Source organism: Arthrobacter pascens, from assembly GCF_030815585.1.
In the GTDB taxonomy this organism is placed as follows: Bacteria; Actinomycetota; Actinomycetes; order Actinomycetales; family Micrococcaceae; genus Arthrobacter; species Arthrobacter pascens_A.
The window spans coordinates 2,700,732-2,714,466 of sequence record NZ_JAUSWY010000001.1; the positions used below are offsets into that span (position 1 = coordinate 2,700,732).

The following is a 13,735-nucleotide window of genomic DNA, read 5'->3' on the forward strand; positions in this document are numbered from 1 at the left end:
GGGAGGACCCATTCGTGTTAGTGCGTGGACTTAAGGCATGGCCGTATCCGGTTCTATTCGACCACCAGGAGCAGGTCTCCGCCCTGGACCTGTTCCACCGCTGAAATGGCGAGCCGGGAGACCTTGCCGGCTACCGGCGTCGTGATGGAGGCCTCCATCTTCATCGCCTCGATGGTGGCCACGGTATCTCCCGTATTGACGGTGTCGCCGGCTTTGACGGTGACGGTGACGGCGCCGGCAAACGGAGCGGCCACATGCCCCTGCTGGGCAGGATCGGCCTTCTCCGCTGCCTTGACGTTGCTGACCACCGAACGGTCCCGGACCACTACCGGCCGGGACTGCCCGTTCAGCGTGCACATGACGGTGCGCATGCCCTTTTCATCGGGCTCCGAGACAGCTTCCAGGGAAGCAATCAGGCGGACACCCTTCTCCAGCTGAATCTCGTGCTCTTCCCCTCGCTGCAAGCCGTACAGGTAGTCCCGCGTGTCCAGCACCGAGATGTTCCCGTACGTTTCCACACTCTTGAGGTAGTCCTTGGTGGGGCCGTCGAAGAGCAGGCGGTTCAGGGTGCGCTGGCGGGTCCTGGAGTCGCTCTTGAGCGCGGCGCTGTCCTCAGTGCTGAGCTCAACGTCGCGGACCTTGATGCTGCGGCCCTGGAGCGCCTTCGTCCGGAACGGTTCAGGCCAGCCTCCCGGAGGATCACCCAGTTCGCCGGACAGGAAGCCGATGACGGAATCGGGGATGTCGTAGTTCTGCGGGTTCTCGTTGAAATCAGCGGGGTCGGCGTTGAGTCCCACGAGGTGCAGGGCGAGATCACCCACCACCTTGGAGGACGGGGTGACCTTCACCAGGCGGCCAAGAATGCGGTCAGCCGCGGTGTACATGTCCTCGATGGCCTCGAAGCGTTCGCCCAGGCCCAGCGCCATGGCCTGCTGGCGCAGGTTGGACAGCTGGCCACCCGGAATCTCGTGCTGGTAGACGCGGCCTGTGGGTCCCGGCAGCCCTGACTCGAACGGCGCGTAGACGCGCCGCACGGCCTCCCAGTACGGCTCCAGGGAACTGACGGCGGCCAGGCTGAGGCCGGTGTCCCGCGGGGTGTGGGCCAGCGCCGCCACAAGGGCGGAGGCTGACGGCTGGCTGGTAGTTCCGGCCAGCGACGCCGAGGCAACGTCCACGGCGTCCACGCCGGCATCCACGGCAGCCAGCAGGGTGGCCAGCTGGCCGCCTGCGGTGTCGTGGGTGTGGAGGTGGACCGGAAGGTCGAACCGCTCCCGGAGTGCAGCGACAAGCCTGGCGGCTGCCGCCGGGCGGAGCAGGCCCGCCATGTCCTTGATGGCCAGGATGTGGGCGCCGGCGTCCACGATCTTCTGCGCCAGTCCAAGGTAGTAGTCCAGCGTATAGAGCTTCTCATCCGGATCCAGCAAGTCGCCGGTGTAGCACAACGCCACTTCTGCTACTGCCGTACCGGTAGCGCGGACGGCGCGGATGGCAGGAGCCATCTGGTTGACATCGTTGAGCGCGTCGAAAATACGGAAAATGTCGATTCCCGTCGCGGCGGCTTCGGTGACGAAGGCCTCCGTGACCTCCTCGGGGTACGGCGTGTAGCCCACGGTGTTGCGGCCACGGAGCAGCATCTGCAGGCAGACATTCGGCAGCGCTTTCCGCAGGGCGGCAAGGCGGTCCCAGGGGTCCTCACCCAGGAAGCGCAGCGCAACGTCGTACGTGGCCCCGCCCCAGGCTTCGACGGAGAGAAGTTCCGGCAGCAGTGCTGAGACCGCGGGACCGGCAGCCACGAGGTCGCGGGTGCGGACCCTGGTGGCCAAAAGTGACTGGTGGGCGTCGCGGAATGTGGTGTCCGTGACAGCCACTGCGGTCTGATCGCGCAGGGCCTGGGCGAACGCCTCCGGTCCAAGCTCAAGGAGGCGCTGGCGGGACCCTGGAGCAGGTTTCTTTTCCGCAACGGCAGGCAGCTTGGCTGCCGGATCCGAATGGACGGTGAGCTCGCCGTTGGGCTTGTTCACCGTGACTTCAGCCAGCCAGGTGAGCAGCTTGGTGCCACGGTCAGCGGAGACGCGGGCCTTCAGGAGTTCGGGGCGCTCGTCGATGAAGGAGGTTGCGACGTCGCCGGCGATGAAGCCGGCATCGTCCAGTACGGCCTGCAGGAAGGAGATGTTGGTGGATACCCCGCGGATGCGGAATTCGGCGAGGGCACGGCGGGCCCGGGCCACGGCAGCCGGGTAGTCGCGGCCGCGGCAAGTCAGCTTCACCAGCATGGAATCGAAGTGCGGGCTGATTTCGGCACCCGAGTAGACGGTTCCGCCGTCGAGCCTTACGCCGGCACCGCCGGCCGAGCGGTAACCGGTGATCTTCCCGACGTCGGGCCGGAAGCCGTTGGCCGGGTCCTCGGTGGTGATGCGGCACTGCAGCGCCGCTCCCTTGAGCTGGACCGTCTCCTGGGAGAGGCCCAGGTCCGCCAGGGTCTCGCCGGAGGCGATCCGCAGCTGGGCCTGCACCAGGTCAACATCTGTGACTTCTTCGGTGACGGTGTGCTCCACCTGGATGCGGGGGTTCATCTCGATGAACACGTGCTGGCCGGCCCGTTCGCCAACCGTGTCCACCAGGAACTCGACCGTTCCGGCATTGACGTAGTTCAGGGCTTTGGCGAACTTGACCGCATCACGGTAAAGGGCCTGACGGATGCCCTCGTCCAGGTTGGGGGCGGGCGCGATCTCGACGACCTTCTGGTGGCGCCGCTGGATGGAACAGTCGCGCTCGAACAGGTGGATGACGTTGCCTTCGGCATCTGCCAGGATCTGGACCTCGATGTGCCTCGGGCGGAGGACGGCCTGCTCCAGGAACATGGTGGGGTCGCCAAACGCCGCATCTGCTTCGCGCATGGCGGACTGCAGCGCTTCCGGCAGGGCTTCACGGGTGTCCACACGGCGCATACCGCGTCCGCCACCGCCGGCAACGGCCTTCGCAAAGATGGGGAAGCCGATCACGTCAGCCGCGGCAATGAGCTCGTCCAGGTCCTTGGACGGCGCACTCGAATTCAGGACCGGAACGCCGGCCTGCCGGGCGGCTTCCAGGGCCGAAACCTTGTTGCCTGCGAGTTCGAGCACCTCGGCCGGCGGACCGACGAAGGTGATGCCTGCGTCCTTGGCGGCCCGTGCCAGGTCCGGGTTTTCGGAGAGGAAACCGTAACCGGGGTAGATGGCGTCCGCGCCGGACTCCTTGGCAACACGCACCACCTCGGCCACATCAAGGTAGGCCCGGACAGGGTGCCCCTCCTCGCCGATCAGATACGCCTCGTCGGCCTTCTGACGGTGGATCGAGTTTCGGTCCTCGTTAGGGAAAACAGCAACGGTCTTGGCACCCAGCTCGTAACTGGCGCGGAAGGCCCTGATCGCGATTTCGCCGCGGTTGGCCACCAGAATCTTGGAAAACATACTTCTCCTGCTTCATCGCGGGTGTATCGGTAAGTGGTCACAGTGTCTAAGACCCGCGCGTACAAACACAAATCATTGTGGCGACTGTCACAGAATATCCGTCATGTCACGCGTGCTTGCACCCGGACCGACGGAATCGGCCGCACATATCATCCGCAGTGCCATGCCGACGCCCAATAAAGCAGGATTCCCCGGCGCATCAACATATGATGAGTAAGGCGGCAGGAGCCGCCCGGCTCCGGCACTGCCGGAGCAAACACTACCCCCAACACGGCAGCCGGCGTTAGGTTTTGGTCTTTCAAGTGCAAGTAGTCAGCATCAGCAGCCTCAAGGGCGGAGTCGGCAAGACTTCCGTCACCACAGGATTGGCGTCTGCGGCGCTTGCCGCCGGCATCCCCACACTGGTGGTGGATCTGGATCCCCACGCGGACGCAACCACAGCCCTCGGCGTGCAGCCCGGCGACCACCTTGATATCGGCCGGATGCTCAAGAGCCCGCGCAGGGCCAGGCTCGCGGACAACGTGGTGGGCAGCAGCTGGACCGCCCGCGTGCATTCGAATGGTTCCGGGCCGGCGGTCCTTGACGTTGCCGTGGGTTCGGCCTACACCGGAATCTATGACCGCCCCGATCTTGGCCGCCGCGATCTCCGCAGGCTGTCATCCGTGCTGGCAGGCGCCGAAAACTATGAACTCGTCCTGGTTGACTGCCCTCCCTCCCTCAACGGCCTGACAAGGATGGCATGGTCTGCCAGCGACAAGGTGGCACTCGTCGCCGAACCGGGGCTGTTTTCCGTGGCAGGAACCGAACGGACCATGCGGGCCATCCAGCTCTTCAGGCAGGAATTCGCGCCAAATCTCACGCCGGCAGGCATTGTGGCCAACCGCGTCCGCAGCGGCTCCTCCGAGCACACGTACAGGCTGGCCGAGATGGAATCGATGTTTGGCGAACTCCTGTTGAGCCCCCGGATCCCGGAACAGGCGAACTGGCAACAGATCCAGGGCGCCGCCCACCCCGTGCACCATTGGCCCGGAGACTCCGCTAAATCGGCCGCCGCCCTGTTCGACAGCCTCTTGGAAAACCTCCTGGCCGTCGGCAGCGGGCTGCGGAGCCGCAGCCCGCGCTAGCTGCATGGGTCAGCGCCAAACACGCCTGAGGCCACCGTCCGGAAGGAAGGTGGCCTCAGGCGTGTTTGGCGCTGACCGCCATGCCGGAACCGCCGCGGCAGAGTCAGCCGATCTTGCGTGCAGCGCGCCGCTTACTCAGCTCGTCGTCGGGAAAGGAATGGTCTGTAGCGTGCTCGCTGGGAAGTGACGCCAGACTGCCTTCCACTTCACGCCAGACACGGCCCACCGCGATGCCGAAGACGCCCTGGCCGCCCTGGACGAGGTCGATGACTTCATCCGCGGAGGTGCACTCGTAAACGCTGGCGCCGTCGCTCATGAGGGTGATCTGTGCCAGGTCCTCAACACCGCGTTCACGCAGGTGCTCCACTGCGGAGCGGATCTGCTGGAGCGACACTCCAGTATCCAGGAGGCGTTTCACCACCTTGAGGACCAGGATGTCCCGGAAGCCGTAGAGCCGCTGTGAACCCGACCCGGCTGCACCGCGGACGGCAGGTTCAACCAGGCCTGTCCGTGCCCAGTAGTCCAGCTGGCGGTAGGTGATGCCGGCTGCCTTGCAGGCCGTGGGTCCGCGGTAGCCCGCGTCCTCGTCCAGGACAGGAAGGTCTTCGGTAAACAGGAGGCCCTGGGCACCGCTTGCGGACACAGCAACACCAGCCGATGTGGGCTGTTTCAGCTCGCCTGCTTCGCCTTTGGGACTCACCTGGATCCTCCTTGTCTTAAGCTCCCGGGAAATCTGCAGCAGCCGGTGCAGGCATGAAGTCCATGCATGTAATTTCGCGGGTCGCACTTTACAGTGTGACCTGCGCGGCTGCCGTAAGCAATGGGAGCTTGATACCTTCGACGTTAGGCCTGCAGGGTCCCAAGGTCAAAGATCTACGGCGCTTTGGATAGGCGTGTCGAAAGTTTCAGCCTCAACTTTAACCTTAACGTGACCTCAGCCGTCGAAATCCTCCGGCTCCACGTCGTCCAGGAACTCGCGGAAGCGGCGAAGTTCGCGCTCCTCGTCCACGGTGGGCCCCGGCTCGGTGTCTTCGCCCTCGTCGTGCTCCGTGATCCGGACACCCGCTTCATCCATGACCGAATCAGCACACCAGATGCGGCATTTTGCCCGCAGCGCGATGGCCAGGGCATCGGAGGCCCGTGAACTTACGGTGGTTCCGTTCTCGAACTGCAGCTGACCGTAGAAGATGTTGTCTTCCACCGCCACGATGTTTACGCTGACGACTGAGTGTCCCAGGGATTCCACAACGTCCACGAGGAGGTCGTGGGTCATGGGCCGCGGAGGCACAACCCCCTGTTGCGCCAGGGCGATGGCGCTGGCCTCCGGCGTGCCGATCCAGATGGGCACGTGACGTTCGCCGTGGATCTCGCGGAGGAGGACCAGAGGCTGGTTCGACGGCAGTTCGATCCGAACGCCTACGATCTCTACTTCGATCATCAGATGTCCATGCGTGAGATGTGGTCCTGCACCAGGGCCCGGTGCAGTGTGAGGCAGAGGTCGCTGATTTCGCGGGCCGCTTCCGCCGCCCGCGCCTGGGACGCCGAATCTTTCCGCGAAGCCAGGGGTGCAACCGCCCGCTCCACGAGTCCGAACTCACGTTCCGCGGCTGCCTGGAACGGACGGAAGTGCCGCGGTTCCAGGCCATGGCTTTCCAACTGCACGCACGCACGGGCCACCTGCAGGGCATGCTCATCAAACGTGCCGTTGCTGTGGCTGATCAACCCGAAGCTCAGCAGCGACTGGAGCAGTGGCACGCTTGCCCCGGATTCGGTCCGGAGCTGCTCTTCGGTCAGCTTCCGCCCGCGGTTTTGAAGCTCCGCCGCCAGTTCGTCCGAAACGATGCGTGGCGAAACAACGACGCCGGGCGGCAGGTTCTCGGGGCGCTCTCCCCGGTCGATCGCATCAAGGTAGTCCTTGATGACTTTCAGGGGAAGGTACTGATCCCGCTGCAGCGCCAGGACAAAACGGAGGCGCTCGACGTCGCCGTCGGAATATTGCCGGTAGCCGGCCGGAGTGCGGCGCGGATTAATCAGTCCCTTTTCCTCAAGGAACCTGATTTTTGACGCAGTCATCCCTGGAAAGTCGCCGCTCAGCTGTGCGAGGACTTCCCCGATATTCAGGACCTGGGGTCCACGGCGTTCCGGTTGTGCCATTGCCACAGGCAACTGTCCCGGGATCAGTCGCGGCCTGCAGCGCGGGCAGGGCTCAGGTAGAAGGTGAGTCGGAATTTGCCGATCTGGACTTCGCTCCCGGACCGCAGTTCAACGCTGTCCACCCGATCATGGTTGACGTACGTGCCGTTGAGGCTGCCAGTGTCCACCACCTCGAAGCTGCGTGCCGTACGGCGGAACTCGACGTGACGGCGGGAGACAGTCACATCGTCCAGGAAGATGTCGGCGTCGGGATGGCGGCCAGCCGTGGTGACGTCGGAGTCCAGCAGGAAGCGGGCGCCGGCATTCGGGCCGCTGTGGGCAACCAAGAGCGCGGATCCTGCGGGCAGGGCTTCGACGGACGAATGCTCGTCGCGCGACAGCTTGGGCGCAATTGTGGGCTCATCGGTGACCGGGGTGAGATGGATCGAGGTGGTCTCCGAGGCCTTGGCCGCACCTTTACCGTAGTCACCGTCGGCAGGGTTATGTTTGTGGCCAACCATGGAATCCTCCTCTTCCGCTGCAGCTCTCACGCCTGCAATCACCGTTTCCCCACCGGACCAGCCTCGCAGATCCGGTTCCGGTCCTGATCCGGCCACTGACGTGCGAAGACGCTCCGGAGCCGGACCGGATGAACCGGTTAGCTTTAGCCTACCTGCTGTTCGTACTCGGATGCACTGAGCAGTGACTCCAGGGCGTCGGCTTCGGCGAGTCTGACTTCGATCAGCCAGCCGTCGCCATAGGGATCGGTGTTGATCAGCGCCGAGTCAGTGTCCAGGGAATCGTTGCGGGCCACCACTTCGCCGCTGACCGGCGCGTAGATATCGCTCACACTTTTTGTGGACTCCACTTCGCCCACAACTTCGTTCGCCTTGATTTTTGTGCCGATCTCCGGCATCTGTGCGTAGACAACATCTCCGAGTGCGTCCTGGGCGAAGTCTGTGATGCCCACCCGCACCACGCCGTCATCGTTGGGGGCGGATACCCACTCGTGCTCGGCCGTATAGGACAGGTCTTCGGGAATGTTGCTCATCAGGGGCCTTTCATCGGGTCAAACACCAATGTCAACGGGGCCATGAAAACAAGCCGCCGCTGAAAGTATAGGCACAAGTCCCCGAGCGTTCGAGGAGGATTCTGACATGATGGGACCCATGACAGAACACGCACAGGCAACAGTCAGGAAAATGGTCAATTGGCCTGCCAGGATCATTCTGATGATGGTGGCCATCCTGGTCCTCGTCATCGCCTACTTCGCCTTGGCGGCCGTCCTGCCGATCTGGTGGGCGAATGTCATCCGTAACCAGGTCCAAGGCAATCTCGGGGTCGGAATCCTGGTCGGGATGTTCTACGGGTTCGTCTTCACTTTTGTTCCCCTCATGGTCGCCTGGCAGGCCACGGGCAAAGCAATTAAGTGGCCGTGGAAGATCGCCCTGATACTGCTGGCCGTGGTGCTGGCCACGCCGAACCTCCTCACAGCGGCCATCATGATCAGCAATTCCACGGCGGCCCACAACGGACAGCGGATCCTGGGCACCGAGGCCACCTGGTTCCCGCTGTGGACGCAGATTTCCGCCGTCGCCGCCGTCGCGATTTTTGTTGTTGGACTCATCCTGTGGACTAACTGGCGACAGCGTGGGAAGAAGGTGAAGGCCCTCAAGAAAGCGGACGCGGAGCGGGCGCTTGCCTCACAGGCCGCCGAAGCGGAAGCCCGCGACGCCAACGCAGCCGACGCCGACGGCCGGGCCCACCGCAGGTAAGCCATGCCGGAGCTCCCCGAAGTCGCAGGCCTGGCAGGTTTCCTGGACGAGCACCTGCGCGGAACGGTGCTCAGCAAAGTCCAGATCGTCTCTTTTGCTGTGCTGAAGACCGCGGACCCGCCCTACACGGCCCTCCTTGGCCGGCCGGTGACCGGTGTGCGCCGTTTCGGGAAATTCGTGAGCATCGATGCTGACGGCCTGTCCTTCGTTTTTCATCTCGCCAGGGCAGGGTGGGTCCGGTTCACGGACTCCCCCACTGACATCCAGCTCAAGATGGGTAAGGGAAACATTGCGGCGAGGCTGGCCTTTACCGGGGCCGCGGGTGCCCGCGGCATGGACCTCACCGAGGCCGGGACCAAAAAGAGCCTGGCTGTCTACGTGGTGCGTGACCCGCAGGAGGTGCAGGGGATCGCAGCCCTGGGTCCGGATCCGTTCAGCAGGGAGTTCGACGCCGACACACTCGCGGAGATCCTGGGATCCAGCTCCCAGCAGGTCAAGGGCCTCCTGCGGAGCCAGAGCGTTATTGCCGGAATCGGGAACGCATACAGCGATGAAATCCTGCATGCGGCCAGGATTTCCCCTTTTGCGGTAGCCAAGTCCCTGGACCGGGATTCGGTGCAGGTCCTTTACGATGCCATCCACAGCATCCTGGGGACGGCCCTGACGGAAGCGCAGGGCAAACCGCCCAACGAGCTCAAGGACGCTAAACGGAGCCACATGAGAGTCCATGCCCGGACCGGGCAGGCTTGCCCGGTGTGCGGCGACACCGTCCGTGAAGTCTCCTTCGCGGACACTTCCCTGCAGTACTGCCCCACCTGCCAGACCAAGGGCAAGATCCTCGCGGACCGCAGAACGTCAAAGTTCCTTAAATAGGAGCCGGCGAAACGACAGAGGGCCGCTTCCCAGTGTTTACACCGGAAAGCGGCCCTCTTTGGTCGGGCTGACAGGATTTGAACCTGCGACCCCTTGACCCCCAGTCAAGTGCGCTACCAAGCTGCGCTACAGCCCGCTGGTTCCGCCGTTCTCCGCTGTGTGCCATCGCTGGATAGTCCAACGATTTCCACTCAGCAGTCCGGCCGTACCACCTCCAAAAGCTTACACGATTCCGGAGGGTGCCAGTGACAATTACGAACCGTCACAGGCCTGGTGTGTCCCAATTAACGCTTCTTGCCGCGCTTTTCGCGTACACGCATGTTGACCTCGATGGGCGTGCCCTCAAACCCGAACGTCTCACGAAGGCGGCGGGTGATGAACCGGCGGTAACCGGGGTCCAGGAAGCCGGTGGTGAACAGTACAAACTTCGGCGGACGGCTGGATGCCTGGGTTCCGAAAAGGATGCGCGGCTGCTTTCCGCCGCGGACCGGGTGCGGGTGGGCAGCCACGAGCTCGCCCAGGAAAGCGTTGAGCCTGCCGGTGGGGATGCGCTTGTCCCAGTTCTCGAGGGCAAGGTCCAGGGCGGGCACCAGCCGGTCCTTGTGCCAGCCCGTCAGCGCCGAAATGTTGACCCGGGGTGCCCAGGCCACGTGGGCCAGGTCCTGCTCGATTTCACGCTCCAGGTAGGTGCGGCGTTCGTCGTCCAGCAGGTCCCACTTGTTGAAGGCCAGCACCATGGCGCGGCCGGACTCGATGGCCAGCTGCAGGATCCGGACGTCCTGTTCGCTCAGCACCTCATCCACGGCAAGGAGGACGACGGCGACTTCCGCCTTTTCCAGGGCGGCCTGGGTCCGGAGGGAAGCGTAATAGTCCGCGCCCTGGGCCATATGCTGGCGGCGCCGGATGCCGGCGGTGTCAACAAAACGCCAGGTGCGGCCACCGAGTTCAATGAACTCGTCCACCGGGTCACGAGTGGTGCCTGCGGCGTTGTCCACCACCACCCGCTCCGAACCGGCCAGCTTGTTCAGCAGGGAGGACTTGCCCACGTTGGGCCGGCCGATCAGGGCAATCCGCCGCGGTCCGCCGGAGCGCTCCAGGCCCTCGATGGTGGAGAACTCCGGGAGGGTGTCCATGACATGGTCCAGGAGATCCGCTACGCCGCGGCCGTGCAGCGCGGAAACAGGGTACGGCTCGCCGAAGCCAAGGCCCCACAACGTGGCGGAGTCAGCTTCCTGGGCGAAGTCGTCCACCTTGTTGGCCACCATGATGACGGGCTTCTTGCTCTTGCGGAGCATCTTCATCACGCCCTCGTCCGTGGCGGTGGCGCCAACGGCCGAGTCAACAACAAACAGCACAGCGTCGGCCAGCTCCACGGCCATTTCGGCCTGCTCCGCGACACGGGCGTGAATTCCGCGGGCCGAATGCTCCCAGCCGCCGGTGTCCACCAGCGTGAAGTTGCGGCCGTTCCAGGTGGCCGAATACATCACGCGGTCGCGGGTCACACCGGGGGTGTCCTCCACCACGGCCTCGCGGCGGCCCAGGATCCGGTTCACCAAAGTGGACTTGCCCACGTTGGGGCGGCCGATGATCGCCAATACGGGATCCAGCTTGACCGGACCGTCGAAGTCCTCGTCGCTGTAGTCCCCGCTGAGCAGGGCGGCATCGTCCTCATCCAGCTCGTAGTCGTCCAGGCCGGCCCGGAGCGAGGCCGCGCGCAGCTCCGCTTCGTCATCGTCAAGGGCAGCCAGCCGCTCGGCCACCTGGTCCGTGCCGGTGGGCGTGTATTCGTCTTCGCCGGCGCCGGAATGGCCGGATGTTTGAGTCGTATCGCTCATTGCACTTTCCTTAGTGGTCATCTGCCGGCGTCCCGGCTACTGCTGTGAAATCGGTGCGGGAATCCGCGTGGGGCAAAGGCTGCCCACTGAGTTGTATGGTGTCCTGGACATGCCCTGCCAGCGCTGCGCGGATTTCAATTCCCGCCCTGTCCATTGAAGCACGGCCTGTCTCGCCGGGGTTGCGGCTGAGCGTCAGGGCATTGCCGAAACTGACGTGGAACCTCCGTCCCGGCTGGGGAACTGTGTCGAGGTGTTCGCTGCCGGTCCGGGTGCCCAGGATCGCCACCGGCACCACTGGCGCTCCGGAGTTCAGCGCCAGCCAGGCCACTCCGTTGTTGATGTCCGTCGCCTGGCCGCTCCCCCGGGTACCTTCCGGGAGGATCCCGACGCATCGGCCGGCGTCGAGCACGTCCTTGCTGAGCAGCAACGCTGCACGGTCCCCGGAGCGGTCCACGGGGAGCTGCCCCGAGGCCCGGAGCACCCGCCCAAGGAATCCCCTGAACATCTCCTTCTTAACCAGGATGTGCATGGGCCGTGGCGAAGCGCCGAACATCACCGGCCCGTCCAGGAAGCTGATGTGGTTGCCGGCAAAGATCACAGGACCACCGGTAGGAACGTTGTCCCTGCCAGTCACGGACGTCCGGTACACCAGGTGATCCAGGATCCAGCCCACGGGCCGGCTCCAGGTCATGGTCCAACCGGAGGGAAGCTTTTCGCGGCGGTCAGTCACGGTTGAGGACCTTCGTGACAATGACCAGGGCGGCATCCACTGTCTCAGCGAAGTCCAGCTCCGAGGAATCCAGAGTGACGACGCCGTCGGCGGCCTGGGTGAAATTGACCACCGTGGAGTCCTTGGCATCCCGCTGGGTCACCTGGGCGGCGAGCTGTTCCGCATTCTGGGTTCCGCCCAGCTGGATTCCGCGGCGGCGGAGCCGTGCTTCTTCGCTAGCCGTGAGCAGCATGCGGACTTCTGCCCCGGGCGCGACGACGGTGGTGATGTCCCTGCCTTCCACCACCATGCGGCGGTGGTGCTTTTCAATCAGTTCCCGCTGCCGGCGGATGAGTTCGGTCCGGGCACCCAGCGTGGTGGCCACGGCGCTTACCGCCGAGGAAATCTCCGGTTCCCGGATGGCCTCCGTGACGTCGGCCCCATCCACCCGCACGTATTCCTCCTGCGGGCTGGTGCTCAGGTCCAGGATCAGGTCCCTGGCAGCCTGCTCCACAGCAGCGGCGTCCTGAAGGTCAATCCCCCTGGTGACGCAGAACCAGGTCAGCGCCCGGTACATGGCACCGGTGTCCAGGTAGGCCAGCCGCAGCCTGCGGGCCACTTCTTTGCTGACGCTGGACTTGCCGGAGCCGGATGGGCCGTCGATGGCCACCACCAGCGGCCTGCCTACGCGTAGCGCAGGCAGCGTGTCAATGAGTTCCTGTGTCATTACTGCAATACCCGCCATCCGCGGTCGTTGAGTGCTTCGATCAGGTGGTCATGCTTGTTCGGCAGGACGGAAAGCTCCACCATGCCCACGTTCTGGCCCGAGGAATGGTCCAGCCTGAGGTCCTCCACGTTCACGCCGATCTCGCCGATTTCGGTGAGGAGCAGCGCGATCTGACCGGGCTTGTCATCAACCAGCACTGTCAGCCACGAGTACGCCTGCGGGGGGCCGCCGTGCTTGCCGGGAATGCGTGCCTGGCCTGCGTTGCCTTCGCTGATCAGCTGCGCAAGGTCCAGCCTGGCGCCGGGCGCCGCGGGCGCTTCCAGTGTGCCGATGAGGCGGTTGAGGTCCTCGCGGACGCCGTAAAGGATGTCCACGACTTTCCGGGCGTTGCCGCCCAGGATCTGGACCCACAAGGTGGGATCGCTGGCGGCGATCCTGGTGGTGTCCCGCAGCCCGTTGCCTGCCAGGGACAGGGCATGGAGCGGTGTCCCCTGCAGCCGGCTGGCCGTCAGGGACGACATCACCTGGGGCAGGTGTGAGACCAAAGCCACTGCTTCGTCGTGCTCTTCCGCTGTGAACTCGGAGACCACAGCGCCTAGATCAGTGGCCAGGGCGCGCGCCGCCTGCGTGGCCGCCGCCGACGTTTCCTCGGCTGGGCAAACCACCCACGGCATGGATGTGAACAGCTCGCCGCGGGCCGCGACGGGCCCGGACTTCTCGCGTCCGGCCATGGGATGCGTACCCACATATCGGGCAAGGTCCACGCCGCGGCTGCGCAGCTCCGCGAGGATGGCGGCCTTGACGCTGGCAATGTCCACCACCACGGAGTCCGGATAGTCGGCCAGCGCACCAGCCACCACGTCAGCCGTCACGTCGGGCGGTGCTGCCACCACCACAAGCTCCGGCGTCTCGTTTCCAAGCTCGCCCAAAGGCAGGCCGGCGCCGATATCGACGGCGACGGCCTGGTTGGTGGGCGACGGGTCAGACAGGAACACGGGTACGCCGCGGCCCCGCAGGCCCAGCCCGATGCTGGCGCCGAGCAGACCGGCGCCGATCACAACCACGGGACCGTTGAGGTGTCCGCGGCCGTGCGTGCGAAATGCGGACATG

13 protein-coding genes and 1 tRNA gene are annotated in these 13,735 nt (G+C 64.7%); 3 read left to right on the forward strand and 11 right to left on the reverse strand.

From position 1 onward, the window contains the following. Positions 1–53: 53 nt before the first annotated feature. Positions 54–3,449, reverse strand: a complete 3,396-nt coding sequence (locus QFZ30_RS12525; protein ID WP_307076658.1) for a pyruvate carboxylase — start codon at positions 3,447–3,449, stop codon at positions 54–56. 302 nt (positions 3,450–3,751) lie between these two features. Here QFZ30_RS12525 and QFZ30_RS12530 point away from each other — a divergent pair, with 302 nt between their 5' ends. After that, a complete protein-coding gene (locus QFZ30_RS12530) occupies positions 3,752–4,573 on the forward strand; it encodes a ParA family protein (RefSeq protein ID WP_307076660.1) in 822 nt (273 codons plus the stop codon). 103 nt (positions 4,574–4,676) lie between these two features. Here the strand turns inward: QFZ30_RS12530 and QFZ30_RS12535 are convergent, their stop codons facing one another. From QFZ30_RS12535 to gcvH, 5 genes are all read right to left on the reverse strand, one after another. Next, positions 4,677–5,273 (reverse strand): MerR family transcriptional regulator, encoded by a 597-nt coding sequence (locus QFZ30_RS12535; RefSeq protein WP_307076662.1) that lies wholly within the window; start codon positions 5,271–5,273, stop codon positions 4,677–4,679. A 234-nt stretch (positions 5,274–5,507) separates the two neighbouring features. After that, positions 5,508–6,011 (reverse strand): bifunctional nuclease family protein, encoded by a 504-nt coding sequence (locus tag QFZ30_RS12540; RefSeq protein ID WP_066285823.1) that lies wholly within the window; start codon positions 6,009–6,011, stop codon positions 5,508–5,510. Continuing rightward, on the reverse strand, positions 6,011–6,727 hold the full coding sequence (gene ftsR / locus QFZ30_RS12545) for a transcriptional regulator FtsR (protein WP_307076664.1): 717 nt from the start codon (positions 6,725–6,727) through the stop codon (positions 6,011–6,013). Before ftsR ends, QFZ30_RS12540 begins: the two co-directional genes overlap by 1 nt. Before the next feature lie 23 nt (positions 6,728–6,750). Further along, positions 6,751–7,227 (reverse strand): FHA domain-containing protein, encoded by a 477-nt coding sequence (locus tag QFZ30_RS12550; RefSeq protein ID WP_307076665.1) that lies wholly within the window; start codon positions 7,225–7,227, stop codon positions 6,751–6,753. A gap of 143 nt (positions 7,228–7,370) precedes the next feature. Further along, positions 7,371–7,757 (reverse strand): glycine cleavage system protein GcvH, encoded by a 387-nt coding sequence (gcvH, locus tag QFZ30_RS12555; protein WP_307076669.1) that lies wholly within the window; start codon positions 7,755–7,757, stop codon positions 7,371–7,373. A gap of 118 nt (positions 7,758–7,875) precedes the next feature. Here gcvH and QFZ30_RS12560 point away from each other — a divergent pair, with 118 nt between their 5' ends. Then, on the forward strand, positions 7,876–8,481 hold the full coding sequence (locus QFZ30_RS12560) for a hypothetical protein (RefSeq protein ID WP_307076671.1): 606 nt from the start codon (positions 7,876–7,878) through the stop codon (positions 8,479–8,481). A 3-nt stretch (positions 8,482–8,484) separates the two neighbouring features. Then, a complete protein-coding gene (locus QFZ30_RS12565; RefSeq protein WP_307076673.1) occupies positions 8,485–9,354 on the forward strand; it encodes an Fpg/Nei family DNA glycosylase in 870 nt (289 codons plus the stop codon). 59 nt (positions 9,355–9,413) lie between these two features. On the opposite strand, the gene QFZ30_RS12570 is transcribed toward QFZ30_RS12565, so the two are convergent. The 5 genes from QFZ30_RS12570 to QFZ30_RS12590 all read right to left on the reverse strand — a co-directional run bounded on the left by QFZ30_RS12570 (position 9,414) and on the right by QFZ30_RS12590 (position 13,734). Next, positions 9,414–9,490: transfer RNA gene (locus tag QFZ30_RS12570), tRNA-Pro, on the reverse strand. Between the two features lie 148 nt (positions 9,491–9,638). Beyond that, positions 9,639–11,189, reverse strand: coding sequence for a ribosome biogenesis GTPase Der (gene der / locus QFZ30_RS12575; RefSeq protein ID WP_307076675.1), 1,551 nt, complete (start codon positions 11,187–11,189; stop codon positions 9,639–9,641). Positions 11,190–11,199: 10 nt separating this feature from the next. After that, complete coding sequence (locus QFZ30_RS12580) at positions 11,200–11,880, reverse strand: lysophospholipid acyltransferase family protein (protein ID WP_307080228.1); 681 nt, start codon at positions 11,878–11,880, stop codon at positions 11,200–11,202. A gap of 31 nt (positions 11,881–11,911) precedes the next feature. Next, complete coding sequence (cmk, locus tag QFZ30_RS12585; protein WP_307076677.1) at positions 11,912–12,625, reverse strand: (d)CMP kinase; 714 nt, start codon at positions 12,623–12,625, stop codon at positions 11,912–11,914. Next, positions 12,625–13,734, reverse strand: coding sequence for a prephenate dehydrogenase (locus tag QFZ30_RS12590; RefSeq protein ID WP_307076679.1), 1,110 nt, complete (start codon positions 13,732–13,734; stop codon positions 12,625–12,627). The genes cmk and QFZ30_RS12590 overlap by 1 nt, the downstream gene beginning before the upstream one ends. Between the last annotated feature and the right edge of the window lies 1 nt (position 13,735).